This is a genomic window from Mesorhizobium sp. M0139, from assembly GCF_040322455.1.
Taxonomy (GTDB): Bacteria; Pseudomonadota; Alphaproteobacteria; order Rhizobiales; family Rhizobiaceae; genus Mesorhizobium.
Genome location: NZ_JAMYTN010000004.1, coordinates 400,790 through 424,549 on the forward strand (window position 1 = coordinate 400,790; position 23,760 = coordinate 424,549).

At 63.5% G+C, this 23,760-nt stretch carries 21 protein-coding genes; 12 read left to right on the forward strand and 9 right to left on the reverse strand.

Features of this window, described 5'->3' with window-relative positions; all coding sequences use genetic code 11:
• The first annotated feature begins 1 nt into the window (after position 1).
• Positions 2-1,009 (forward strand): lipid A biosynthesis lauroyl acyltransferase, encoded by a 1,008-nt coding sequence (locus tag NKJ58_RS09335; protein WP_352518704.1) that lies wholly within the window; start codon positions 2-4, stop codon positions 1,007-1,009.
• Between the two features lie 13 nt (positions 1,010-1,022).
• Here the strand turns inward: NKJ58_RS09335 and NKJ58_RS09340 are convergent, their stop codons facing one another.
• Positions 1,023-1,454: a L,D-transpeptidase gene (locus NKJ58_RS09340; RefSeq protein ID WP_023681747.1), complete on the reverse strand. Its 432-nt coding sequence runs from the start codon at positions 1,452-1,454 to the stop codon at positions 1,023-1,025.
• Between the two features lie 222 nt (positions 1,455-1,676).
• Between NKJ58_RS09340 and NKJ58_RS09345 the strand changes: the two genes are divergently transcribed.
• The 5 genes from NKJ58_RS09345 (at position 1,677) to NKJ58_RS09365 (ending at position 8,312) form a co-directional block, all read left to right on the forward strand.
• Positions 1,677-2,957, forward strand: coding sequence for an acetylornithine deacetylase/succinyl-diaminopimelate desuccinylase family protein (locus NKJ58_RS09345; RefSeq protein ID WP_023706064.1), 1,281 nt, complete (start codon positions 1,677-1,679; stop codon positions 2,955-2,957).
• A 121-nt stretch (positions 2,958-3,078) separates the two neighbouring features.
• Positions 3,079-4,554: an ABC transporter substrate-binding protein gene (locus NKJ58_RS09350; RefSeq protein WP_023751596.1), complete on the forward strand. Its 1,476-nt coding sequence runs from the start codon at positions 3,079-3,081 to the stop codon at positions 4,552-4,554.
• A 325-nt stretch (positions 4,555-4,879) separates the two neighbouring features.
• Complete coding sequence (locus NKJ58_RS09355; protein ID WP_023710755.1) at positions 4,880-5,827, forward strand: ABC transporter permease; 948 nt, start codon at positions 4,880-4,882, stop codon at positions 5,825-5,827.
• Positions 5,824-6,693 carry an ABC transporter permease gene (locus tag NKJ58_RS09360; protein WP_023700306.1) on the forward strand — a complete coding sequence of 290 codons (870 nt, stop codon included), beginning with the start codon at positions 5,824-5,826 and terminating at the stop codon, positions 6,691-6,693. The genes NKJ58_RS09355 and NKJ58_RS09360 overlap by 4 nt, the downstream gene beginning before the upstream one ends.
• On the forward strand, positions 6,690-8,312 hold the full coding sequence (locus NKJ58_RS09365; protein ID WP_352518705.1) for an ABC transporter ATP-binding protein: 1,623 nt from the start codon (positions 6,690-6,692) through the stop codon (positions 8,310-8,312). The genes NKJ58_RS09360 and NKJ58_RS09365 overlap by 4 nt, the downstream gene beginning before the upstream one ends.
• 115 nt (positions 8,313-8,427) lie before the next feature.
• Here the strand turns inward: NKJ58_RS09365 and NKJ58_RS09370 are convergent, their stop codons facing one another.
• Complete coding sequence (locus tag NKJ58_RS09370) at positions 8,428-8,859, reverse strand: TerB family tellurite resistance protein (RefSeq protein ID WP_023688142.1); 432 nt, start codon at positions 8,857-8,859, stop codon at positions 8,428-8,430.
• Between the two features lie 195 nt (positions 8,860-9,054).
• Between NKJ58_RS09370 and NKJ58_RS09375 the strand changes: the two genes are divergently transcribed.
• Together NKJ58_RS09375 and NKJ58_RS09380 are read left to right on the forward strand one after the other, a co-directional pair.
• Positions 9,055-9,840 (forward strand): TSUP family transporter, encoded by a 786-nt coding sequence (locus tag NKJ58_RS09375; protein WP_352518707.1) that lies wholly within the window; start codon positions 9,055-9,057, stop codon positions 9,838-9,840.
• Between the two features lie 52 nt (positions 9,841-9,892).
• Positions 9,893-10,063 (forward strand): hypothetical protein, encoded by a 171-nt coding sequence (locus NKJ58_RS09380; RefSeq protein WP_023670429.1) that lies wholly within the window; start codon positions 9,893-9,895, stop codon positions 10,061-10,063.
• A 151-nt stretch (positions 10,064-10,214) separates the two neighbouring features.
• Here NKJ58_RS09380 and NKJ58_RS09385 read toward each other — a convergent pair whose 3' ends face one another.
• Both NKJ58_RS09385 and NKJ58_RS09390 read right to left on the reverse strand, forming a co-directional pair.
• Entirely contained in the window at positions 10,215-11,690 is a 1,476-nt protein-coding gene (locus NKJ58_RS09385) for a cobyric acid synthase (RefSeq protein WP_352518708.1), read from the reverse strand.
• A gap of 2 nt (positions 11,691-11,692) precedes the next feature.
• Positions 11,693-12,301 carry a dimethylsulfonioproprionate lyase family protein gene (locus NKJ58_RS09390; RefSeq protein ID WP_352459147.1) on the reverse strand — a complete coding sequence of 203 codons (609 nt, stop codon included), beginning with the start codon at positions 12,299-12,301 and terminating at the stop codon, positions 11,693-11,695.
• A gap of 148 nt (positions 12,302-12,449) precedes the next feature.
• Between NKJ58_RS09390 and NKJ58_RS09395 the strand changes: the two genes are divergently transcribed.
• The 3 genes from NKJ58_RS09395 (at position 12,450) to mmsB (ending at position 15,041) form a co-directional block, all read left to right on the forward strand.
• Positions 12,450-13,619 (forward strand): isobutyryl-CoA dehydrogenase, encoded by a 1,170-nt coding sequence (locus tag NKJ58_RS09395; protein WP_352518709.1) that lies wholly within the window; start codon positions 12,450-12,452, stop codon positions 13,617-13,619.
• A 63-nt stretch (positions 13,620-13,682) separates the two neighbouring features.
• Positions 13,683-14,051 (forward strand): four helix bundle protein, encoded by a 369-nt coding sequence (locus NKJ58_RS09400; protein ID WP_023744726.1) that lies wholly within the window; start codon positions 13,683-13,685, stop codon positions 14,049-14,051.
• A gap of 105 nt (positions 14,052-14,156) precedes the next feature.
• Complete coding sequence (gene mmsB, locus NKJ58_RS09405) at positions 14,157-15,041, forward strand: 3-hydroxyisobutyrate dehydrogenase (RefSeq protein ID WP_352853024.1); 885 nt, start codon at positions 14,157-14,159, stop codon at positions 15,039-15,041.
• Positions 15,042-15,465: 424 nt separating this feature from the next.
• Here the strand turns inward: mmsB and NKJ58_RS09410 are convergent, their stop codons facing one another.
• The 5 genes from NKJ58_RS09410 to NKJ58_RS09430 all read right to left on the reverse strand — a co-directional run bounded on the left by NKJ58_RS09410 (position 15,466) and on the right by NKJ58_RS09430 (position 21,735).
• Positions 15,466-16,845 (reverse strand): aspartate aminotransferase family protein, encoded by a 1,380-nt coding sequence (locus NKJ58_RS09410; protein ID WP_023805456.1) that lies wholly within the window; start codon positions 16,843-16,845, stop codon positions 15,466-15,468.
• Positions 16,846-16,897: 52 nt separating this feature from the next.
• On the reverse strand, positions 16,898-17,020 hold the full coding sequence (locus NKJ58_RS09415) for a hypothetical protein (protein WP_023670422.1): 123 nt from the start codon (positions 17,018-17,020) through the stop codon (positions 16,898-16,900).
• A gap of 32 nt (positions 17,021-17,052) precedes the next feature.
• On the reverse strand, positions 17,053-19,122 hold the full coding sequence (locus NKJ58_RS09420) for a prolyl oligopeptidase family serine peptidase (RefSeq protein WP_352519683.1): 2,070 nt from the start codon (positions 19,120-19,122) through the stop codon (positions 17,053-17,055).
• A 97-nt stretch (positions 19,123-19,219) separates the two neighbouring features.
• Positions 19,220-20,377, reverse strand: a complete 1,158-nt coding sequence (locus NKJ58_RS09425; protein WP_352519682.1) for an MFS transporter — start codon at positions 20,375-20,377, stop codon at positions 19,220-19,222.
• 182 nt (positions 20,378-20,559) lie between these two features.
• Complete coding sequence (locus NKJ58_RS09430) at positions 20,560-21,735, reverse strand: MFS transporter (RefSeq protein ID WP_023821495.1); 1,176 nt, start codon at positions 21,733-21,735, stop codon at positions 20,560-20,562.
• A gap of 272 nt (positions 21,736-22,007) precedes the next feature.
• On the opposite strand from NKJ58_RS09430, the gene NKJ58_RS09435 reads away from it, so the two are divergent.
• Complete coding sequence (locus tag NKJ58_RS09435) at positions 22,008-23,585, forward strand: trimethylamine methyltransferase family protein (RefSeq protein WP_023741571.1); 1,578 nt, start codon at positions 22,008-22,010, stop codon at positions 23,583-23,585.
• Positions 23,586-23,760 lie beyond the last annotated feature (175 nt).

A 23,760-nucleotide genomic window follows, 5' to 3' on the forward strand; every position in this document is an offset into this window, starting at 1 on the left:
TATGGTCGGCAAGGTGTTCAAGAAAGCCCGCCGGGACTTCATGTTCCGCTATGGCCGAAGACTGCGCCAGATGGAGCACTGGCTGGTGGCGCGCGTGGCGATGACGATCATCTCGCTGCTGCGCCTCTTGCCCGCGGACAGGGCGCTCAATTTCGCCGACCGGGCGGCACGGCGCATCGGTCCGTGGGTCGGGCGCCACCGTGTCGCCATCAACAATCTGCGCCTTGCCTATCCCGAAAAGAGCGATGTCGAGATCGAGGCCATCGCCTCCGACATGTGGGGCAACATGGCCCGGCTCGCCGCCGAATACATCTTTCTTGACGCCCTCTTCGACTATGATCCGAACGCAGCGACGCCCGGCCGCGTCGAAGTCGGTGGCGCCGATCATTTCCATCAGATAGCTGGCGAGGACAAACCGCATATCCTGTTCACCGGCCATCTCGGCAATTTCGAACTGCTGCCGGTGGCTGCCGCGACGTTCGGCATGAAGATCACGGCGCTGTTTCGTCCGCCGAACAATCCTTACCTCGCCGATTATATCCATTCGACGCGGCGTTCGAGCATGGGCGCCTTGCTGCCGTCTTCGACCGGCGCCTCCTTCGCGCTGGCGTCGATTCTGGAGAAAGGCGGCAATATCGGCGTGCTGGTCGACCAGAAATTCTCTAGCGGACTGGAGACAATCTTCTTTAACCGCCCATGCCAGAGCAATCCGGTTCTGGGTATGCTCGCCCGTCACTATGATTGCGACGTCTATCCGGCGCGATGTGTGCGGCTGCCTGGCAACCGCTTCCGCCTCGAGATCGAGGACAAGCTGACCTTGCCGCGCAATGAAAGCGGCAGCGTCGATGTCGCGGCCACCACCCAACTGCTCGCCAACGTGGTCGAGCGCTGGGTGCGCGAGGATCCGGGACAGTGGATGTGGTTCCACAAAAGGTGGGAAATCTCAGGCCGGCGTCGCCGCCGGCGCGGACAGGCCAACGCCACCGGCCAGGGGCAGCGTCAATCTTAAGTCGTCCAAAGCCTCAGTTCGTCACAACGATCCGCGTATTGCCGAAGCCGACTTCGCGCACCATCGCATAGAACATCGCGGCATTGGCGGTGTGCAGCCGCACGCAGCCATGCGATGCGGGACGCCCTAGCTGCCTGACCGCGCCGGTGCCGTGGATGGCGTAGCCGCCATGGAAGAACACCGAGTAAGGCATTGGCGACATGTGGTATTTTTTCGAATACCACATCCTCGCCGTGCGTTGCGGCCGATAGGTGCCGCGCGGCGTGAAATAGCCACTGCGGGCGGTCGACACGCTCCAGCGATAAAGCACCTGGCCGTATTGGCTGACGGTCATGGTCTGCGACGAGACGTCGATGCTGGCCACCAGCGAGGCAGCCCTGCTTTCGATGGACGTGCCGAACAGCATCGCCGCAAAAGCAGCTGCCATGAGAACGATTTTAGTCATGAGATCAAACCCCTTTGATGCCCCTTGCCTGCCCTGTCATCACGCGGTTTTTCATCTTTTTAACGACAGGTGAGTGATCTAACACACACTCCTTGATAAATTCGCCAATCTAAAGCAGCGAATTTGAACGATTTTCCGCCATAGTTGCCGCTGCGACACGAAGTTTCGGCGCCAGTGGCGCGATGCTTGCAAAACCACCCCCTTGCCTGCTCAAATCCGGGAATGAACAAACGACTCTTCAAAGCGATAGACGCCCGTGTTGATGACCTGGTCGCACTGACCGCCGACCTGATCCGCTTCCCGACCATCAACCCGCCTGGCGAAGCCTATCGCCCCTGCGCCGAATATATCGGTGCGCGCCTAGGCAGGCTTGGCTTCGAAACCGAATTCATCCGCGCCGAAGGCACGCCCGGCGACACCGACCGCTATCCCCGCGTCAATGTCGTCGCCCGCTTCGACGGCCGCTCGCCTGGAGCCTGTGTCCATTTCAACTCGCACATCGATGTGGTCGAAGCCGGCGAAGGCTGGAGCGTCGATCCCTTTGCCGGGGTGGTGAAGGACGGCAAGGTCTACGGCCGCGGCGCCTGCGACATGAAAGGGGGCATGGCCGCCTCGATCATCGCGGCGGAAGCCTTCATGGAGGTATTCCCCGACTTTCCCGGCGCCATCGAAATTTCGGGCACGGTCGATGAGGAGTCCGGCGGCTTCGGCGGCGTCGCCCATCTGGCGAAGCTTGGCTATTTCTCGAAACCCAAGGTCGACCACGTCATCATCCCGGAGCCGCTGAACAAGGACCGCATCTGTCTTGGCCATCGCGGCGTCTGGTGGGCGGAGATCGAGACCAAGGGCGAGATCGCGCATGGCTCGATGCCGTTCCTCGGCGACAATGCGGTGCGCCACATGGGCGCCGTGCTGCAGGCCTTCGAGGATGAACTGTTTCCGGCGCTCGACCGCAAGGTGACGCGCATGCCTGTCGTGCCCCAAGGCGCAAAGCGCTCGACCATGAACATCAACTCGATCCATGGCGGCCAGACCGAGGATTTCCGCCCCGGCCTGCCCTCACCCAACGTGCCCGACGCCTGCCGGCTGACCATCGACCGCCGCTTCCTGCTCGAGGAGGACCTTGCCACGGTCAAGAGCGAGGTGACCGATATCCTCGACCGGCTGAAGCGCGAGCGCAAAAAGTTCGACTACGAGATTCGCGACCTGATGGAGGTGCTGCCGCTGATGACCGAGCGCGACGCGCCGGTGGTCAAGGCGGTGGCGCAAGGCATCATGGCGATCTTCGACCGTGAGCCGGATTATGTCATTTCACCAGGCACTTACGACCAGAAGCACATCGCCCGCATCGGCCACATCTATGATTGCATCGCCTATGGCCCGGGCATTTTGGACCTCGCCCACCGGCCCGACGAATGGGTCGGTATCTCTGATATGGTGGAGTCGGCCAAGGTGATGGCGATCGGGCTGAATGTGCTGCTTAGGGGCACGGCCGCGGACTGAACCATCGACTTCGCTGAAAAAACATTCCTCCCCGCGCCGCTGCGGAGCACGAAACGCAATTTACTCCACCTCGAAATCACGCTTCTATCGCACCAGGGTTCGAGCATTTGGGAGTTGCACGATGAAATTGTGGAAAACCATTCTTGCCGCCGCGGTGCTGGCACTGGCCGGCAGTCAGGCATTTGCCGCACGCACCGACCTGGTGATCGGCATTACGCTCGAGCCGCCACATCTCGATCCGACCGCCGGTGCTGCCGCGGCGATCGACGAAGTGCTCTACGCCAACGTCTTCGAGGGCCTGACCCGCATCGGTCCGAATGGCGAAGTGCTGCCCGACCTTGCCGAGAGCTGGGCCATTTCCGACGATGGCAAGGTCTACACCTTCAAGCTGCACACCGGCGTCAAATTCCATGACGGCAGCGATTTCGACGCCGGCGACGTGAAGTTCTCGCTCGACCGCGCCCGCGCCGACAATTCGGTCAACGCGCAAAAAGCCCTGTTCGCCTCCATCGATACGGTCGAAGTCGTCGATCCGACGACGGTCAAGGTGACGCTGAAGAACCCGCAGGGGTCGTTCCTCTACAATCTGGGCTGGGGCGACGCGGTGATTGTGGCGCCCGAGAGCGCCGACACCAACAAGGAAAAGCCCATCGGCACCGGCCCGTTCAAATTCCAGAGCTGGGCCAAGGGCTCGTCGATCACGCTGGTGAAATCGGACACTTACTGGGGCGCCCCGGTGTTCCTCGACAAGGCCGAGTTCCGCATCGTTCCCGACGCCGCCGCCGCCGTGCCGGCGCTGCTCTCCGGCGACATCCAGGCTTTCCCTTTCTTCGATCCCGACAGCGTCGCGCAGGTCAAGGACGATCCGCGCTTCAAGGTGGTGATCGGCTCGACCGAGGGCGAGACCATTCTGGCGATCAACAACAAGAAGCCGCCTTTCGACAAGCTCGAGGTGCGGCAGGCAATTGCCTTCGCGCTCGACCGCAAGGCGATCATCGACGGCGCCTCGGCCGGCCTCGGCGTGCCGATCGGCTCGCACATGTCGCCGGCCAGCAAGGCCTATGTCGACCTCACCGGCCTCTATCCGCACAATGTCGACAAGGCCAAGGAACTGCTGAAGCAGGCCGGCCTGGAGAACGGCTTCAAGGCGATGCTGAAACTGCCGCCGCCTTCCTATGCGCGGCTTGGCGGCGAGATCATCGCTTCGCAGCTGCGCGATGTCGGCATCGACCTGGAAATCATTCCGGTCGAATGGGCGCAGTGGCTGGACCAGGTGTTCACCAAGAAGGATTACGACCTGACCATCGTCTCCCACACCGAGCCCAACGACATCGATATCTACTCGCGCAAGGACTACTACTTCAACTACGACAACCCCGCCTTCGACAAGATCATCGCCGAGCTGAACCTCACCTCCGACGACGCCAAGCGCAACACGCTGCTCGGCGAAGCACAGAAGATCCTGGCCGACGACGCCGTGGTCGGCTTCCTCTATGAACTGCCGAAGGTCGGCGTCTGGGACGCCAAGCTGCAGGGCCTGTGGGAGAATGCGCCGATCCAGGCGAATGATCTGACCAAGGTGAAGTGGACGGATTGAGGCGGCGGGCCAAAGGGCGGCGTTTGCGCTCCGTCACACCCCCCTCTGCCCTGCCGGGCATCTCCCCCGCAAGGGGGGAGATCGGGCTCTCATCTCCGCTTTCGCCTATCGCGAACGTTGAACGCTGGTCGACGACACAGAACCTGCTGATCTCCCCCCTTGCGGGGGGTGAGGAGTGGTCCGCGCAGCGGACGGAAAGCCAACTGCTTGGCTTTCCGAACAACGAACGCCCGAAGCGACAGCGAAGGGCCGGGTCCGGCAGGACAGAGGGGGGTGGGGGGGAACTCGACTTTCAAGGCGCAGCCGCACCGGGCGCCCCTCCACCATGACCGCCTACCTCCTCAAACGCCTCGCCATCGCCATCGCAACCTTGATCCTGGCCTCGATGGTCGTCTTCGCCGTGCTAGAAATCCTGCCCGGCGATCCGGCGCGGCTGATGCTTGGCCTCAACGCCAGCGCCGAGCAGGTCGAACTCCTGCGCAACCAGATGGGCCTCAACGCGCCGCTTCTCCTGCGCTACCTCCACTGGGTCGGCGGTCTGCTCAGCCTCGATTTCGGCCGCTCCTACACTTATTCAGTGCCGGTCATCGACCTTGTCCGCGAGCGCATGGCGGTTTCCCTGCCGCTGGCGCTGATCGCGCTGGCGCTGTCCACCATCATTGCCATCCCGGTCGGGCTCTATTCCGCCAGCCGGCGCGGGCGGGCCGGCGATACGATCGCCATGGGCGCCGCCCAGCTCGGCGTTGCCATCCCGAACTTCTGGTTCGCGCTGATGCTGATCTACCTCTTTGCCGTCTGGCTGCGGCTGGTGCCGGCCGGCGGCTTTCCCGGCTGGAGCGCCGGCGCCTGGCCGGCGCTGAAATCGCTGCTGCTGCCGGCCATCGCCCTCGCTCTGCCGCAGGCGGCGATCCTGGCGCGCGTTGCCCGCTCGGCGCTGATCGAGGTGCTGAACGAGGACTATATCCGCACCGCCCGCGCCAAGGGCCTGCCTTACCGCGCCGTGCTATGGCGGCACGCGCTGCGCAACGCGATGATCCCGGTTCTGACCATTCTGGGCCTGCAATTCGCCTTCCTGCTCGCCGGCACCATCATCATCGAGAACGTCTTTTATCTCCCCGGCCTCGGACGGCTGGTGTTCCAGGCGATCACTCAGCGCGACCTGATCGTGGTGGAAAGCATCGTCATGCTGCTGGTCGTCGCCGTCATTGCGGTCAACCTCGTCGTCGACGTCTCCTACGCCATCGTCGATCCGCGCCTTCGAGGCCGGCAATGACGCTGCACATCGACATCCCGCAGGAGACGTTGGGCAGCATTCTGGCCAAGGCCTTCCGCAACCGCTCCTTCCTCATCGGCTTCGCCATCACGGTGCTGGTGGCTGCAATAGCGGTCATCTCCTACGTCTGGACGCCCTACGACGTGACCAAACTGGTGATCTCGGACAAGACGCTGGCGCCCTCTGCGGCGCACTGGTTCGGCACCGATCATTTCGGCCGCGACATCCTGTCGATGATCATGGTCGGCGCCCGCAACTCGATTGCCGTGGCGCTGGTCGCGGTCGGCATCGGCATGGGCGTCGGCGTGCCGCTCGGCGCCTTCGCCGCGGCGCGCGGCGGGTTTGTCGACGAGGCGCTGATGCGGCTGAACGACCTCGTCTTCGCCTTCCCGGCGCTGCTGTCGGCGATCATGATCACCGCCATCTTCGGACCGGGCGCAATCAACGCCATCATCGCAATCGGCATTTTCAACATCCCGGTGTTTGCGCGTGTCGCCCGCGCCGGCGCGCTGGCGATCTGGCCGCGCGAGTTCATCCTCGCCGCGCGCGCCGCCGGCAAGAGCAAGACGCAGATTACAATCGAGCACGTGCTGCCCAACATCGCCACGCTGCTTCTGGTGCAAGGCACCATCCAGTTCGCGCTCGGCATTTTGGCCGAAGCCGGTCTCTCCTATGTCGGCCTCGGCGCCCAGCCGCCAATGCCGAGCTGGGGCCGCATGCTGTTCGACGCCCAGACGCGCATGGTGGTGGCGCCGTGGATGGCGATCTTCCCCGGCATGGCCATTGTCGTCACCGTGCTTGGGCTCAATCTGCTCGGCGACGGCATCGCCGACATACTCGACCCGAAGTCGCGGCGGCAACGATGAGCCTGCTGCAGATCGAGAACCTGTCGCTGGCGATCGGCGACACGTCGATCCTCAAAGGGGTCGACCTCTCCGTCGCGCCCGGCGAGGTGATGGGGCTGGTCGGCGAATCCGGCTCGGGCAAATCGATGACGGCGCTGACCATCATGCAGCTTCTGCCGCATGCTGCGCGCGCCACCGGCTGCGTGACCTTCGAGGGCATCGACATCCTCGCGGCCACAGAGGACCAGATGTGCGCGTTGCGCGGCGATGACATCGGCATGGTGTTCCAGGAGCCCATGACGGCGCTGAACCCGGTCAAGACCATCGGCGAACAAGTCGCCGAAGGCATACGCTGGCACACCAAAGCCAGCCGCGCGGAAGCCGAAGACCGCGCGCGCAAAATGCTCGACCGCGTCGGCCTGCCCGAGGCGAAATTCCCGCTGTCGCGCTATCCGCACGAATTGTCGGGCGGCCAGCGCCAGCGCGTCGTCATCGCCATTGCCTGCGCATTGAAACCCAAGCTGCTCATCGCCGACGAGCCGACCACGGCGCTCGACGTGGTGCTGCAGGCGCAGATCCTCGACCTCTTGCGCGGCCTTGTCAGCGAAAACCGAATGGGCCTGCTGTTGATCTCGCACGATCTCGCCGTCGTCACCGAAATGGCCGACCGCATCACCATCCTGCGTCATGGCGAGGTGATGGAAGCCGGCGACACCGCACGCACGCTATCGGAACAGCTGCATCCCTACACGCGCCAGCTGGCGCTGGCCTCCATGCACGTGCCCGCGCGCGCCAAGGTTCACGCCACCGGCCAGGGCAAACCGCTGCTTGAGGTCGAAGGCGTGACACGGGACTATCCGGGCCGGCGCACCTCCCTGTTCAAGTCAGCGTCTCCGATCCGCGCCGTCGACGACGTGTCCTTGTCGCTGGCGCCGGGCCAATCGGTGGCGCTGGTCGGCCGCTCCGGCTGCGGCAAGTCAACGCTTGCCCGCATGATCCTGGCGCTCGACAAATCGACATCGGGCACGATCCGCTTTCGCGGCGAGACCATCACCGGCAAAAGCGAGGCGGAGCTCAAAGCCGCGCGGCGCGACATGCAGGTGGTGTTCCAGGATCCCTACGGCTCTTTCGACCCGCGCAAGAAGGTCGAGAAACTGGTCGCCGAGCCGCTGCATGTACTGGAAAAGAAGCCGACACCGGCCGAGCGGCGCGAGATGGTGGCGCATGCGCTGCACGAGGTCGGCCTCGGCGTCAGCGACATGGACAAATATCCGCATGAGTTTTCCGGCGGCCAGCGCCAGCGCCTGTCGATCGCCCGCGCCATTATCACCAGGCCGAAGCTGGTCGTCGCCGACGAGCCGGTCTCGGCGCTCGACGTCTCGATCCGCGCCCAGATCCTCGATCTGTTCGCAGAGCTCAACCAGAAGCTCGGCATCGCCTATCTCTTCATCACTCACGATTTGACCGTCGCCCGCGCCATCACCGATGAGGTGCTGGTCATGCATGACGGCAGGATCGTCGAGCGCGGCAAGACCGGCGACGTGCTCGATCATCCGCAGTCGGAGGCGGCCAGGGCGCTGGTCGCGGCCGCGCCCGATCTGCATCGGGCGATCGCTCACCGTATGCAGGAACAGGGGTGAGTGACCGGTTCGCGCAGCGAATTCATCGTGCCAGTGGCACGATGAAAGGTCACGAACGCTGGGACGCTGCGAAGCAGCGGGGACCCGGCCGGGCGGCCGTTGCCCCTGGTCTGCCTCACTCCTCCGGCTTCACCACATCGACCGGGCTGATGTCGAGCAAATCGAGCGTGCGGCGCAACAGCCGCACTTCGCTCTCTGCCAGTTTGGAATCGGCTTTGGCGATCTCCGCCATGTGGAGCGCCAGCAACTTGCGCCGTTCGACATCGAGATCGCGGAACAGCGCAATGGCTTGCGAACCGTTGGTCTCGTAGCCGAAATCATTGAGATATTCGATGACCGCGTCGATGCTGGTTTCCGGGATGCCGAAGGCGTCCTTGCAGATGCGCCGGAAGGCGACCATCTCGCTCTCCGAAACCGAGCCGTCGGCCAGGATCATGCGAAACAGCATCAAGAGTTCCGCCGACAGCACCGGGTCGTCGGCAACCTTGCGCACGCCGGGGTCACCATCGAAGATCGAGCGTATCTGGTCGAGCAATGCCATCGCCAACAGTATCCCTTTTCCGAGTCCGCCCAGTGCACATGACCCAAAATTGCCCAGCGGTATTGGGATAATGACATGCACCACAGGAAATCCAAGCGCAACGCGCTTGGATGGACGTAGCGCGGAATCGGCCTTGCGCAAACCAGATGGCCATGAGAAGGCGCGGCATCACCTTTCCCGCCGGAATGTTCAGAAATCCCGATGCTCGACCTCGCTACCCACACCGTCATCATGCTTGCCTTCGCCGCCTTTGCAGCCGGCTTTGTCGATTCGATAGCCGGCGGCGGCGGGCTGATCACCATCCCGGCCCTGCTGCTTGCCGGATTCCCGCCGGTCGCAGCACTTGGAACCAACAAGCTGCAGGGCATTTTCGGCACCGCTTCGGCGACCATCCACTATGCCAGGAATGGCCATGTCGATCTGCGTCGACAGCTGCCATCGGCGCTTCTGGCCCTTACCGGCAGTGCCGTCGGCGCCTTGCTGGCGGCATTCGTGCCAGGTGATCTCCTGCGGGCGCTGCTGCCGCTGCTTTTGATCGCCATCGCGATCTACTTCGCCGTGAAACCCAACATGAACGATGTCGACCGCGCCGAGCGCCTGTCGCCCTTCCTGTTCGGGCTGATCATCGCCCCTTTGGTCGGCTTCTATGACGGGCTGTTCGGGCCGGGAGCCGGCTCCTTCTACATGCTGGCCTTCGTCAGCCTTGCCGGCTTCGGCGTGCTCAAGGCGACGGCACACACCAAGCTGCTCAATTTCGCCTCCAACATTGGCGGCTTCATCGTCTTTGCCGTCGCCGGCGTCGTCTACTGGAAGATCGGGCTGATGATGGGCGTCGCCCAGTTCCTCGGCGCCCGGCTCGGCGCCAGCCTTGCCATCCGCATCGGCGCCCGGCTGATCAAGCCGCTGCTGGTGATCATCTGCCTGGCTCTGGCGGTGAAGCTGCTGGCCGACCCGGCGAACCCATTGCGCCAGCTGATTGGTGTATAAGCCTCACGCCTGATAGAGTGCCGTTGTACGAATCATGTTGGAGGGACCACACATGAATCTTAGTGCACCCACTCAGCTTGTTTTCATCATCTCCCTTGTTATCGCCATCATCGGCGTGCTCGCCGCGCTTGGCGTTCTTGCGTTCATTCCTCTGGCTGCGGTGTGGATTGTCCTCATCGCATACATTGTGCTTGCCGCCGCCTGCCTGATGCGCGGCGCCTAGGCACCCGCGACCTCTGCAATTCGAAGCGCCCGGTCAAAAGCCGGGCGCTTTTGCTTTGGATGCATGGTCTGTTAGGCTCTTCCGCGCGGAAGGATGACAATGAAGCAAAGCGGACGCGCAGACCCGAGGATGACGAAACGGTGGATGGTCCCTACCTTGCTAACCCAAAAATCGCATCGCACTCAAGATGGCGCTCCAGCTCGGTGGCGATCTCGTCCAGCGCTTTTTCCACCTCCGCGCGATAGTCGATGCCGCCGCCTTTCACGCCGAGGCTTTCCAGGAATCTCGCCCGGAAAGCGTCGGCGGAAAACAGGCCGTGCAGATAGGTGCCAAAAACCTTGCCATCGGCGGAAATAGCACCGTCGTCGATGCCGTTGATCACAGCCGACGGCCGCGCCATGTCCGGCCCGGTGGTGCGGCCGAGATGAATTTCGTAGCCCTCGAGCGCCAGGCCGAACGGCACCGAGCGGGCGCTGACATTGCGCACCGTCTTTTCCGGCTCCATCACCGTCTCGATGTCGAGCAGGCCGAGTCCCTCGGCCTCGGTGACGCTGCCCTCGATGCGATCGGGATCGCGCACCAGGCGGCCGAGCATCTGGAAGCCGCCGCAAATGCCGACGATATGGCCGCCGCGTTTGCGGTGCGCGAGGAGATCGCGATCCCAGCCATTCTCGCGGAACTTCATGAGATCGCCGATCGTCGATTTGGAACCGGGAATGACCACCAGGCCGGCATCCTCCGGCAAGCGCTGCCCCGGCGGCACAAACACCACTTCGACCTGCGGTTCGGCCTTGAGCGGGTCGAGGTCGTCGAAATTGGCGATGCGGCCAAGCATCGGCACGGCGACCTTCAACGCCCGCTTCTCGCCCGACGTCAGGCGTTCGAGTACGACCGAATCCTCGGACGGCAATCGCGCCGCCGCCTTCAGCCACGGCACGACGCCAAAGCAGCGCCAGCCGGTGAAGCTTTCGATCGACCGGATGCCGTCGTCGAACAGCGAGACATCGCCGCGGAACTTGTTGATGAGGTAGCCGACGATCATGCGCCTGTCTTCCTCCGGTAGGATCAGATGCGTGCCGGCGACCGAAGCGATGACGCCACCGCGGTCGATGTCGCCGACCAGAATCACCGGCACGTCGGCGCGTGTGGCAAAGCCCATATTGGCGATGTCGCGGCTGCGCAGGTTGATTTCGGCCGGCGATCCGGCGCCCTCGACGATGACCAGATCGGCGCCCTCACCGACCTTCGTCCAGGACTCCAGCACGGCGTCCATCAGCCCCGCTTTCATTGTCTGGTAGTCGCGCGCTCGCGCGTCGCCGAACACCTTGCCTTGCACGATCACCTGCGAACCGATATCGCTCTGGGGTTTGAGCAGCACCGGATTCATATGCACGGTCGGCTGAACACCACACGCCAGCGCTTGCAGCCATTGCCCACGGCCAATCTCGCCGCCGCCGGGGCGGTTGTCGCCCGGAATGACGGCGACGGCGGCATTGTTCGACATGTTCTGCGGCTTGAACGGCCTGACTTTCAGCCCGCGATTCCTGGCCGCGCGGCAGAGCCCCGCCACCAGCACCGTCTTGCCGACATCCGAACCCGTGCCTTGCAGCATGATCGCCTTGGCCATGCTCAGCCCCTGCCCTGCGCGCCGGAAACGGTCGACTTCTGCGACAGCGGCCCGCCGCGCCAGATGTAGAGCGCCAGCAACGGTTCGCTGCCGGTGCGCATGGCATGGCTGACATTGGAGGCGTGATGGATAATTTCGCCCGCCTGGCGGATGTGAAAGCCGCCCTCGCCCATGCGCCATTCGGTGCCGCCGGTCAGCGGAATGTAGATCTCCTCGGCAATGTGATGATGGTCGGGATAGGTGATGCCGGGTCCCAGGATCAGCAATCCGGCCGCGACCTCTTCATTGGCGAAATGGCCGCGCGTGCCAAACACCTCCAGCCAGCCGTATTTTTGCAAGAACGCTTCACCAAAATCGCTCGCGTTGTAGGTCTGCCCCCAGCACAGATCGTCACGACGCTCCGCCAGCAGTTGCACCAGAGGCTGCGGGTCCGGCGGCGCCAGTTCGACAATGCGGTCGAGCAGACCAAGGCAAGGCAGCGGATGCGCTTCGAGCACGCGCGCCGTCATATTCCAGCCGATCCGGGTCACGGCGTCCCGCACCAGCGCGTTGTCCACGCCCCGGAGATAGGCATGGAAGCGGTCGAGCAATTCGTCGAAATATGTCGGCACGCAATGCTCCGTTGATCCATTCATGCACAGCGGCTGCGCGGCGAGCCGGGTTGCGCGGCGGCATCATTGGTCTAGATTGAGCGGCGCGCAAAGCCAAAAACAACAGGCCAGCAAGCCAACCCCAGCTGGGGAACACAGGGAGCACGCCATGGACGCCGCGGTCGATGCGAGCACCAGCCAGTTCGAGCTCAACGAGGAACAGCGCGCCATCCAGGAGATGGCACAGGCCTTCGCCGCCGATCGCGTTGCGCCCAATGCGCTCGAATGGGACCGGGCAAGACACTTTCCCGCCGATGTAATCCGCGAGACCGGCCCGCTCGGCCTCGGCGGCATCTATGTCAGGGACGATGTCGGCGGCTCGGCGCTCGGCCGGCTCGACGCCGTGCTGATCTTCGAGGCACTGTCGCACGCCGATCCGGCGTTTTCCTCCTTCATCTCGATCCACAATATGGCGGCGTCGATGATAGACCGCTTCGGCGACGACGAGCAGCGCCAACGCTTCCTGCCGAAGCTGACCTCGATGGAATGGCTGGCGAGCTACTGCCTGACCGAGCCGGGCTCCGGCTCGGATGCCGCGGCGCTGAAGACGCGCGCGGTGAAGAGCGGCGTCGACTATGTGCTTAACGGCGCCAAGCAGTTCATCTCCGGGGCCGGCGACAGCGACCTCTATGTCGTCATGGCGCGCACCGGCGCCGACGGGCCGAAAGGCATTTCCACCTTCGTTGTATCAAAGGATGCGCCCGGCCTGTCCTTCGGCGCCAACGAGCACAAGATGGGCTGGCACATGCAGTCGACCCGCCAAGTTATCTTCGAGGACTGCAAGGTGCCTGCAGAGAATCTGCTGTCGGGCGAAGGCGCCGGTTTCGGCATCGCAATGGCCGGGCTTGATGGCGGCCGCCTCAACATCGCCGCCTGTTCGCTCGGCGGCGCGCAATCTGCACTCGACAAGGCGCTGTCCTATACCGCCGAGCGCAAGGCTTTCGGCTCGAAGATCAACCAGTTCCAGGCGCTGCAGTTCAGGTTGGCCGACATGGAGACCGAATTGCAGGCAGCGCGGATCTTTCTCTACGCCGCCGCCTCGAAACTCGACCGCAAGGCGCCGGATGCCGGCAAATGGTCGGCCATGGCCAAGCGGTTCGTCACCGACATCGGCTTCAACGTCGCCAACGAGGCGCTGCAGCTGCATGGCGGTTACGGCTATCTTCATGATTACGGTATCGAAAAACTGGTGCGCGACCTGCGCGTCCACCAAATCCTCGAAGGCACCAACGAGATCATGCGCGTCATCATCGCGCGGGCGTTGATCGGACGGCAGTAGGCAGTCGGCAGTAGGCAGTAGGCAGTAGGCAGTAGGCAGTAGGCAGTAGGCAGTAGGCAAAGGATGACCGCCAAGATCAACTCGTACAAGGATCTTATCGTATGGCAGCAGGCGATGGATCTGGCTGTCAGCACCTACTCATTGACCAAGACATGGCCCAAAGAGGAATTGTATGGGCTGACCAGCCAAATCCGCCGTTCAGCAACCTCTATCCCTGCAAACATCGCGGAAGGCTATGGCCGAGACAACCGAGGCTCCTATCAGCAATTTCTCAGGATAGCCCAAGGCTCGCTGAAGGAGTTCGAGACACACCTCCAAATCGCTCAACGCATTGGCGTTGCCACGCATGGGCAAGCTGAGCACCTGCTTCTGGCGGCCGAGGCCATCGGAAAGATGCTTCGCCAACTTATTCTCAAACTCGCACCCGAATAGGTCGCCCTACTGCCTACTGCCTACTGCCTACTGCCTACTGCCTACTGCCTACTGCCTACTGCCTACTGCCTACTGCCTACTGCCTACTCATCATGGAGCACCACTATGACCACTGTCGCCTTCATTGGTCTCGGAAATATGGGCAACCCGATGGCTGCCAATCTCGTCAAGGCGGGGCACGCGGTGCACGGCTTTGACCTGATGCCGGAAAACCTCACCGTCGCCCACGAGCATCGCGTCATTGTCACGGCGAATGCCGTGGCGGCGGTGAAAGACGCTGATGTCGTGATCACCATGCTTCCCGCCGGCAAGCACGTGCTCTCGGTCTACGAGGACATCGCACCCAAGGCCAAACCAGGCGCCCTGTTCATTGATTCCTCGACCATCGATGTCGAGTCGGCCCGCAAGGCGCATGCCGTAGCAAGGGAACACGGGCTGCATTCGATCGACGCCCCCGTCTCCGGCGGCACCGGCGGTGCTGCTGCGGGAACACTGACCTTCATGGCCGGCGGCGCCAAGGATGCCTTCGCCAAGGCCGAACCGGTCCTGAAGCCGATGGCAGGCCGCATCGTCCATTGCGGCGACGACGGCGCCGGTCAGGCAGCCAAAATCTGCAACAACATGATGCTCGGCATTTCGATGATCGGGGTTGCCGAGGCTTTCGTGCTGGCCGAAAAGCTCGGCCTCTCGCATCAGGCGCTGTTCGACGTTGCCTCGACCTCGTCGGGCCAGTGCTGGTCGCTGACCACCTACTGCCCGGTGCCGGGTCCCGTGCCGGCCTCACCCGCCAACCGCGACTACAAACCGGGCTTTGCCGCGGCACTCATGCTGAAGGACCTGAAGCTGGCGCAGGAAGCCGCCCAAAGCGCCGGCGCGGTGACGCCGATGGGGGCCGAAGCGGCCCAGCTTTATGCGCTGTTCAACGCCCAGGGAAATGGCGGATCGGATTTTTCCGGCATCATAAATTTCCTTCGCGGCAGTTCTCTATAAGTTTCGAATTTGGCAGCGCTTTTCTCATTTTTATTGCGCGGAAAAATTGCAAATTTAGATTTGCTTAAGCTCTCGATAACCCGGCGGTAACGATGTGCCTATATAAGGGATGGCGAGGCGGACATATCGCATCCGCCCGGCGCTCCGGATCAGGTCTCGCGTACCGGAGCCCGTAAGTTTCGCAAGTGTATTGTTGGCGAAATGCCATGCGTATCTGGCAAAGCCGCGTTCCCATGGAGCGCGGTTTTTGCGTTTTGCAGTCCTATACTGCTCAGTCTGAATTATTATTCCGATTGCAGCGTTCGGAATTGCCTCATGGTCTTCATTGACCAGCACGATCGGTGCGCTGACCCCGTCGACCCTGACGATAAGCAGGCGCACAGTCCGGGCGCCCTGTTTGCAAGGCGCCCGGCGCTCGTTCCATCTACTTCTTGCGCAAATCCGCTTGCGCCAGATCCAGCGCTTTGGCGATGCGATCGCAAGCCATGTCGATCGTCGCGCGGGTCCAGATCAGCGGCGGCGACAGGATCATCGTGTCGCCGGTGGCGCGCAGCATCAGGCCTTGGGCGATGGCGTGGTCGCGGACGGTGACGGCGGCACTGCCCGCCGGCAGGAAGCGCTCCTTGGTCGCCTTGTCCTTGACGATCTCGATCGCGCCCATCAGCCCGATCGATCGCACCTCGCCGACCAGTTCGTGGCCGGCAATGCGCTCTTGCAGCGCCTGGGCGAAGTAAGGTCCGGTGTCGTTCCTGACCCTGTCGACCAGGCCTTCGCGCTCCATGATCTCGAGATTCTTCAGCGCCACCGCGCAGGCCACCGGGTGACCCGAATAGGTATAGCCGTGGTAGAATTCGCCGCCCTTTTCGACCAGCGTCGCCGCGATACGGTCGCCGACCAGCAGCGCCGACAGCGGCTGATAGCCCGAGGTCAGTGCCTTGGCCGTGGTGATGGTGTCGGCCTCGACGCCGAAGGTCTGCGCCGCAAACCATTCGCCGGTGCGGCCATAGCCGGTGATGACCTCGTCCAGCATCAAAAGCACATCGTATTTGCGGCAGATGCGCTGCACTTCCGGCCAATAGCTCATCGGCGGTATTTTCACCCCGCCCGCTCCCATCACCGGCTCGCCGATGAAGGCGGCGACCTTGTCGGCGCCGGCCTCCAGAATGGCATCCTCGACCGCCTTGGCCGCGCGCAGGCCGAAATCATGGTCGCTTTCGCCAGGCAACGCCAACTCATAGGCATAGGGCATCATCACATGGACGATGTTGGGAACCGCCCCGCCGAGCTGCTTGTGCATCAAATCCATGCCGCCGAGCGACGTGCCGGCGACGGTCGAGCCGTGATAGGCCGACTTGCGCGAGATGATGCGGTTCTTCTCCGGTTTGCCTTCCAGCACCCAATAGTGGCGCACGAGCCGCAGCGCCGTGTCGTTGGCCTCCGAGCCGGAGGAGCCGTAAAACACCTGGGCGATGCCCTTGGGCGCCAGCTCGGCCAGCTTCTTCGACAGCAGCACGGGCGTCGGCGTCGAGCATTTGAAGAAGGAATTGTAGTAGGGCAATTCCTTCATCTGCGCGTAAGCGGCGTCGGCCAGCTCGTCGCGGCCATAGCCGACATTGACGCACCACAGCCCGGCCATGCCGTCGAGTATTTCGGTGCCGTCGGCATCGTAGATGAACGGGCCGTTGGCGTGGGTGATGATGCGCGAGCCGGTCTCGCGCAATTCCTTGTGGTCGGTGAAGGGATGCAGATGATGCGCGGCGTCAATCTGCTGAAGCTGCTTCAGCGAATAGTTCTGGTAAGTCATGGGTTTGCTCTTTCCTCTGGAATCAAACCGGCAAGCTGCCGGGGCGACTTCGTCAGAGGACGGCGGGCGGCGAATAGCCGATGCGGGCGCACAGCCTGAGCAGTTCGGCGCGCAGCGTGCGCGGCGACGGTGTCACCGCGACCCCGAAGGCGCCGGATGTGCTCATGTAGACCATGGCGGCAGTCTATGCCGCCCGAGGCCCGGAATTCAAGCGGTGCCGCTCAATACCCTTTGCAGGAACACGTATTTCATGGCGGTTTGCGCCGCTTGCGGCCGGCGGTCGCCGCGCCCGCCATGGCCGCCTTCCGTCTCCTCGAAGAACAACGTCTTGCCGTGACCTGCTTCCTGCAGCTTCGCGGCCATCTTGCGGGCATGGCCGGGATGGACGCGGTCGTCGGCGGTCGATGTCGTGAGCAGCACCGGGGGATAGTCGGCATCGGCCGAGACATGATGGTACGGCGAATAGGCGGCGAGCCACTTGGCCTCTTCCGGTTTTGCCGGATCGCCATATTCGCCGATCCACGAGGCGCCTGGCGGCAGTTCGGTGTAGCGCAGCATGTCGAGCAGCGGCACCTCGATGATGACGGCGCCGAACAGTTCGGGATGCTGCGTCAGGGAAACGCCGGTAAGCAGGCCGCCATTCGAGCCGCCCTGGATGCCGAGGGAAGCAGCCGTGGCTATGCCGCGCCTGACGACGTCCTCAGCCACCGCGGCGAAATCGTCGAAGGCAGTCTGGCGATTGCCCTTCAGCGCGGCCTGATGCCAGGCCGGCCCGAACTCGCCGCCACCGCGGATGCAGGCCTGCACATAGGCGTTGCCCTTTTCCAGCCACAGCCTGCCGCGCACGCCGGCATAGCCGGGCAGCAGCGGTATTTCGAAGCCGCCATAGCCGTAGAGCAGCGTCGGCACCGGACCCTTCTGGTCGCGCCGCCTGACGACGAAATACGGGACCATTGTGCCGTCCTTCGAGCGCGCCTCGAACTGTTCGGAGACCAGCGGCGCGGCGTCGAACCGAGCCGGCTGCGATTTCACGGTGGCCAGCGTCGCCCCGTTATCATCCGACCAGATGATCGAACTCGGCGTCAGGAAATCGGTGAAGGAGAAGGAGACGCTGGAACCGAAATGCTCGGCATGCGCGATGCCGACATTGCCGTTCTCGGGCAGCGCCACCGGCTTCAGCGACCAGCGGTCGCCGCTGCGCTCGGCGACAACGACCTTGCCGCGCACATTGTCCATCAGATTGATGAACAGCCGGTCCTGAGTGCGGGCAATGCCGGCGACCGAAACACGGTGCGCTGGCGCGAGCATGGTTTCAACAGGGCCCAGGTCGCCGGTGTCCATCCAGTGTTCGAAATCGAAGGAATAGAGGCCGTCCGGCAAGCACTCAGTGCCGCCCGGCGCCGTCCATGGGCTGCGCACCCCGAACACGAACCGGCCCTTGAACAGCGCGGTGTCGGTGACATCGTCCGGCAGCGGGATGCGCCGGTTTTCGCCCGACGGCAGGCGCAGAAAACTGTGCGAGGAGAAGAAGGCGATCGTGCGGGCCAGAAACAAATACTGCCTGTCGCCATCATGCTCGACCCCCGCGCCGGCCGCGAGATCCTGCTTCTCGGCCTCGAAGATCGGCGTCGCCTCCTCCAACCGGGTGCCGCGCTTCCACAGCTTGACGACGCGCGGATAACCGGACTGGGTCTTGTCGTCTTCATCGAAGGCAGCCGAGACAATGACCGTGTCCCTGTCCAGCCAGGAAAAGCCGGATTTCGAGGCGGGAGCGCGGAAGCCGCCCTCGATGAATGATTTGGTCTCGATGTCGAATTCGCGCATCTCGCTCGCATCGCCGCCATCCGGCGACATCGCCACCAGGCAAAGGTTGAAATCGGGGTAAAGGCGGCTGGCGCCGCTGAACACCCACTTCACCCCCTCCTTGGCCGACAGCACGTCGAAGTCGATGATCGTCTCCCACACAGGCTTCTCGGTCTTGTAGGAAGCAACCGTCGTGCGGCGCCAGAGGCCGAGCACATTGGTCTTGTCCTGCCAGAAATTATAGACTTGGCCGTTGAGCGCGGCACCGACCGCAATGTTGTCCTCGGCCGTCATCAGGTCGAGCGCCGTCTCGAAGGCCGCCTGGTAGGATGGATCGCCCTGTAGTTCGGCCACGGTGATCTCGTTCTGGCGATGCACCCAGTCGAGCGATTCCTTGCTGGTCCGGTCCTCCAGCCAGAGGAACTTGTCCTCTGCGGTGGCATCCGTCTGGCGTTTTGTCGTCGATTGGGTCACGCATGGTCTCCAGGCTAGTGGCGGGCAGCCCTGCCTACATCGCGTTGCAAGCGGTTTTATTCAAGATGGTACGTCAGGTCATCGGGGGAATGCGGCCTCAAACCATCCGCCGGCGCAGGACCGTGGCCACAGCCAGTGCCAGACAAATCGTGCCCAGCGTGATCGGCAGGCCGGAGGCGCCGATCACATCCATGACGCCACCCGCCAGCGGCGGCACCACGATGCCGCCGACGCCCCACATCAGGGAGAAGGCGGCATTGCCGGCGACCAGCGCCGAGCCGGTAAAGCGGTCGCCGAGCTCGATGATCGACATGGTGTAGATGCCATAGGAGACCGCGCCCCAGATAAAGACGCAAGGCCAGATCAGCGGCGTCTCGATGAGCAGCGGCAACAGGGCGCAGCCCAGCACCGTCACCACGACGCAGATGAATCGCACCAGCCGCGCCGTCAGCAGTTCCGCCAGCAAGCCGAGCGGCACCTGCATGGCGATGTTGCCTGCGATCATCACCGACAGCAGCGCCGACATGCGCGCTTCCGCGATGCCATGGTGCGTGCCGTAGACCGGCAGCAGCGCCAGCACGCCCTGTTCGAAACCGGCGGCTACGACCACCGCCGACAGCAGTAGCCATGCCAGTGGCACGAAGCCCATGACCGAAACCCTGCGCCCGGCTTCGTCGACCTTCGGCAGTCGCGGCAGCACCAGCCCCAGGCAGGCGCCGCAAAAGATGAAGGCGGCGATCCCCACCAGGAATGGCGGCCATCCCACGGTGCCGACAGCGAGCAGGCAGAGCGGCCCGGCAGCGAAGCCGGCCGAGATGATGGTTGAATAGACACCCATGACGCGACCGCGGCGCGATGGCGGCGCCAGTGCGATGACCCAGATTTCGCTCAAGACATAGAGCGGATTGGTCACCACGCCGATCAAGAAGCGCAGCGGAAACCACAGATAGACATTCTGCGTCCAGCCGATCAGCGCAAGCACAATAGCCGAAAGGGCCGCGCAGGTAAGCGCGGTGCGTCCTGCGCCGAACCGGCGCGCCAGTGCCGGGATCAGCGGCGACGAGACGATGAAGCCGATCGGCGTCATTGCCGCCGAGAGCCCGATGATGGCCGGCGAAACGCCTTGGCGTTGCAGGATGAAGCTCAGCAACGGATAGGACAGGCCTTGCGCGATGGCGAACACCGAGACGGTCGCGATCACGCCGCTGATCGCCGCCCACTGCATCTTCTCGTTGTCAGCTTCCGCCAGGTTCATCATTGGCACCTAAACCAGGTTCAGGACTAGCTTTTCTGTCCGACGCGGGTAAGCCCCGCCCCGGGAAAAACCGTTTGCTCCAGACAACGCCTGTCAGGAGTTTTTGGGCCTGTCAGGAGTTTTGGCCTGTCAGGAGTTTTTGGGCCTGTCAGGAGTTTTGGCCTGTCAGGAGTTTTGGGCCGTCAGGAGTTTTGGCGCTTGAACGATCGATAGAGCGCGAAGCTCACCAGCAGCGCGTCGAGGCCGGCGATCACCACCGGCAGACCGAGCGGACCGATGATCTGCATCAAGGCACCGGCGCCAGGCGGGCCGACAATGCCGCCGGCGCCCCACATCAATGCGAAGGCGGCGTTGCCGGCGACCAGCACGGTTCCCCTGAAGCGGCTGCCGAGCTCCACCAGCGCCATGGTGTAGACGCCGTAGCCTACAGCGCCCATGACGAGAAGGACGAGCCAGATCGCCGGCGTCGTGATCAGCAACGGCAGCAAAACCGCGCAGGCCGTTGTCGCCAACGCACAGAAGATGATCATCGCCCGCCCGCCGAAACGCTCGGCCAGCAGGCCGAGCGGGATTTGCAGGAAGATGTTTCCCAGCGACAGTGCCATCACCAGGGCCGCCAGCGTCCTTTCGGGCAGGCCATAGGCGGCACCGAAGACCGGCATCAAAGCGTAGGTGCCCTGCTGGACCGCCGCCGAAACCAGCACGGCAAACAACAGCGCCGGCGCCAGCCTGGCGAAACCGAAAAAGCCGCCGGGCAATTGGCCGTCATCCTCGAAGCCGGCGAGGCTTGACGAAACAGCACGAAGGATCGCGGCGCACAGGATGAAGCCGGCCATGCCGACCAGGAAAGGAACCCAGCCCGATATCCCAACCGCGGTCAGGACCAAAGGCCCCGCAGCATAGCCAGCGCCCAGCACGGTGTTGAATGCCCCCATCACCCTGCCGCGGCGCGACGGCGGCGCCAGCGACAGCGCCCATACTTCGCCCAGTATATAGAGCGGGTTGATGACGATACCGATGATGAAGCGGATGACGAACCAGCCCACCCAGTCCTGCAGGTAGCCGATGCCGAGGAAGCACAGCGCCCCAATCAATGAGCAACCCACAGCCAGGTTGCGCGCGCCGACCAGCCGAACGGCTGCCGGCACGAACGAGGCCGAAAGGATCAGGCCAAGCGGCATCATCGCTGCCGACAAGCCGATCAGCGCCGGCGACATGCCTTGCTTCTGCATCAGCAGCGTAAACAGCGGCGAGCTCAGCCCTTGCGCCGCACCGAACATCGCGAGGGCGGCAGTTACGCCGGCAAGCGCCGCCCATTGCGTCCCCGCTTCGCCATCGCTCGAACCGGTCGCAGCCATGATGCCTTCCACATGAATTGCCGGCCCGATCCAGCGGCAAACCATTGAGCTAGCGGTTCGATTTAGGGAAAGGAAGGGCCGCGCCTGAAATCCCCTTGCGCCAAGAGCCGCAGTGGGCGCGTCCTGTCCGCCAATCCCCGGCAAGGTTGTCAGCTATCGGACTGCCGTTCGGGCATGTCGCTTCCCTCGTCCTAGTGGTCGCCGCCTCCGCAATGGCCGGACAGCCGCCGGTCCATTATGCCGCCCGCTACCAGCATCGTACGAGGACCATCATGACCGCCGCCCTGCATCCAGCCGAACCGCCTTTGGCAGCCGACCGTGCCCGTCGCGGTGGCCGTGCGGGCAAGCGCGCCGGCGGCTCGGCCGCCTTCGAACAGCCGGCTTTTCGACAACTGAGAAATCCGCTGACGCCGACCAAGCTGATCTCGGACGACGAGCTGGAATCGATCCACCTCGCCTCGCTGCGCGTCTTGAGGGAAATAGGCGTCGACGTGCTGCATGACGAAGCGCGCCGCATCATGAAGGAAAATGGCGCTGATGTCCGCGAGGGCAGCGAGCGCGTGCGCTTCGACAGCGACATGATCCTCGATCTCATCTCCAACTGCCCGTCGGAATTCACGCTCCATGCCCGCAACCCGGCGCACAATGTGCGCTTCGGCGGCAACAATGTGATCCTGTCGATGATGGCGTCGGCACCGAACTGCTCCGATCTCGATCGCGGCCGCCGTCCGGGCAACCAGCAGGACTACCGCAACTTCCTGCGCCTGGCGCAGATGCACAACATCCTGAACTGCACCGGCGGTTATCCGGTCGAGCCGACCGACATCCATCCTTCCGTGCGCCACCTCGAATGCATCCGCGACCTCGCCACGCTGACCGACAAGGTGTTCCACATCTATTCGCTCGGCAAGGAGCGCAATGTCGACGGCATCGAGATCGCCAGGATCGCCCGCGGCATCAGCCATGAGCAGATGCTCGAAGAGCCGTCCGTCTTCACCATCATCAACACCAATTCGCCGCTGAAACTGGATGTGCCGATGATGGAAGGCATCATCCAGATGTCGAGCAAGGGTCAGGTCGTCGTCATCACGCCCTTCACCCTGTCCGGCGCGATGGCGCCGGTGACCATCGCCGGTGCGCTGGTGCAGCAAAATGCCGAGGCGCTGTCCGGCATCGCCTTTGCCCAGATGGTGAGAAAGGGCGCGCCGGTTGGCTATGGCGGCTTCACCTCGAATGTCGACATGAAGTCGGGCTCGCCGGCCTTCGGCACGCCTGAATATATGAAGGCGCAGCTTGTCGGCGGCCAGCTTGCCCGCCGTTACAAGATCCCCTACCGCACCTCCAATACCTGCGCCGCCAACACCGTCGACGCGCAGGCAGCCTATGAAAGTGTGTTCTCGCTGTGGGGCGCCATCCAGGGCGGCGGCAATCTGATGATGCACGGCGCCGGCTGGCTCGAAGGCGGCCTGCGCTGTTCCTACGAGAAGACCATGCTGGACATCGACCTGTTGCAGATGGTGGCCGAGTTCCTCACCCCGCTCGACCTGTCCGACGAAGCGCTCGGCTTCGACGCCATCCAGTCGGTCGGCCCCGGCGGCCATTTCTTCGGCACCCAGCACACGCAGGACCGCTACAAGACAGCCTTCTACTCGCCCATCCTCTCCGACTGGCGCAATTTCGAGACCTGGGCCGAAGCCGGATCGCCGACCGCGCTGGAAAAGGCCAACAAGGTCTGGAAGGAGCGGCTGGCATCCTACGAGGAACCTTATATGGACCCGGCGATCCGCGAAGAGCTCAACGACTTCGTCGAAAAGCGCACGTCCGAAGGCGGCGCGCCGACCGATTTTTGATCAATGTTGTTGATGAACTGATCATTCGTATGGATCTGATGAACAGTCGAGGCCCCCCCCCCCGCGCGGGGCGGGGCCCCCCCCCCCCCCCCGGCCGGGGGGGGGGGGTGGGGGGGGGGGGGGGGTTTTATAAAAAGAGCAGGCCCCCCCCGCCGTTAGGTGGGGTGGAGGGGGG

Bases quoted from the DNA above. Each gene is read 5' to 3' on its own strand.
- NKJ58_RS09335 (WP_352518704.1), top strand. From the start codon at position 2: ATGGTCGGCAAGGTGTTCAAGAAAGCCCGCCGGGACTTCATGTTCCGC.
- NKJ58_RS09340 (WP_023681747.1), bottom strand. From the start codon at position 1,454: ATGACTAAAATCGTTCTCATGGCAGCTGCTTTTGCGGCGATGCTGTTC.
- NKJ58_RS09345 (WP_023706064.1), top strand. From the start codon at position 1,677: ATGAACAAACGACTCTTCAAAGCGATAGACGCCCGTGTTGATGACCTG.
- NKJ58_RS09350 (WP_023751596.1), top strand. From the start codon at position 3,079: ATGAAATTGTGGAAAACCATTCTTGCCGCCGCGGTGCTGGCACTGGCC.
- NKJ58_RS09355 (WP_023710755.1), top strand. From the start codon at position 4,880: ATGACCGCCTACCTCCTCAAACGCCTCGCCATCGCCATCGCAACCTTG.
- NKJ58_RS09360 (WP_023700306.1), top strand. From the start codon at position 5,824: ATGACGCTGCACATCGACATCCCGCAGGAGACGTTGGGCAGCATTCTG.
- NKJ58_RS09365 (WP_352518705.1), top strand. From the start codon at position 6,690: ATGAGCCTGCTGCAGATCGAGAACCTGTCGCTGGCGATCGGCGACACG.
- NKJ58_RS09375 (WP_352518707.1), top strand. From the start codon at position 9,055: ATGCTCGACCTCGCTACCCACACCGTCATCATGCTTGCCTTCGCCGCC.
- NKJ58_RS09380 (WP_023670429.1), top strand. From the start codon at position 9,893: ATGAATCTTAGTGCACCCACTCAGCTTGTTTTCATCATCTCCCTTGTT.
- NKJ58_RS09385 (WP_352518708.1), bottom strand. From the start codon at position 11,690: ATGGCCAAGGCGATCATGCTGCAAGGCACGGGTTCGGATGTCGGCAAG.
- NKJ58_RS09395 (WP_352518709.1), top strand. From the start codon at position 12,450: ATGGACGCCGCGGTCGATGCGAGCACCAGCCAGTTCGAGCTCAACGAG.
- NKJ58_RS09400 (WP_023744726.1), top strand. From the start codon at position 13,683: ATGACCGCCAAGATCAACTCGTACAAGGATCTTATCGTATGGCAGCAG.
- mmsB (WP_352853024.1), top strand. From the start codon at position 14,157: ATGACCACTGTCGCCTTCATTGGTCTCGGAAATATGGGCAACCCGATG.
- NKJ58_RS09410 (WP_023805456.1), bottom strand. From the start codon at position 16,845: ATGACTTACCAGAACTATTCGCTGAAGCAGCTTCAGCAGATTGACGCC.
- NKJ58_RS09415 (WP_023670422.1), bottom strand. From the start codon at position 17,020: ATGGTCTACATGAGCACATCCGGCGCCTTCGGGGTCGCGGTGACACCG.
- NKJ58_RS09425 (WP_352519682.1), bottom strand. From the start codon at position 20,377: ATGAACCTGGCGGAAGCTGACAACGAGAAGATGCAGTGGGCGGCGATC.
- NKJ58_RS09430 (WP_023821495.1), bottom strand. From the start codon at position 21,735: ATGGCTGCGACCGGTTCGAGCGATGGCGAAGCGGGGACGCAATGGGCG.
- NKJ58_RS09435 (WP_023741571.1), top strand. From the start codon at position 22,008: ATGACCGCCGCCCTGCATCCAGCCGAACCGCCTTTGGCAGCCGACCGT.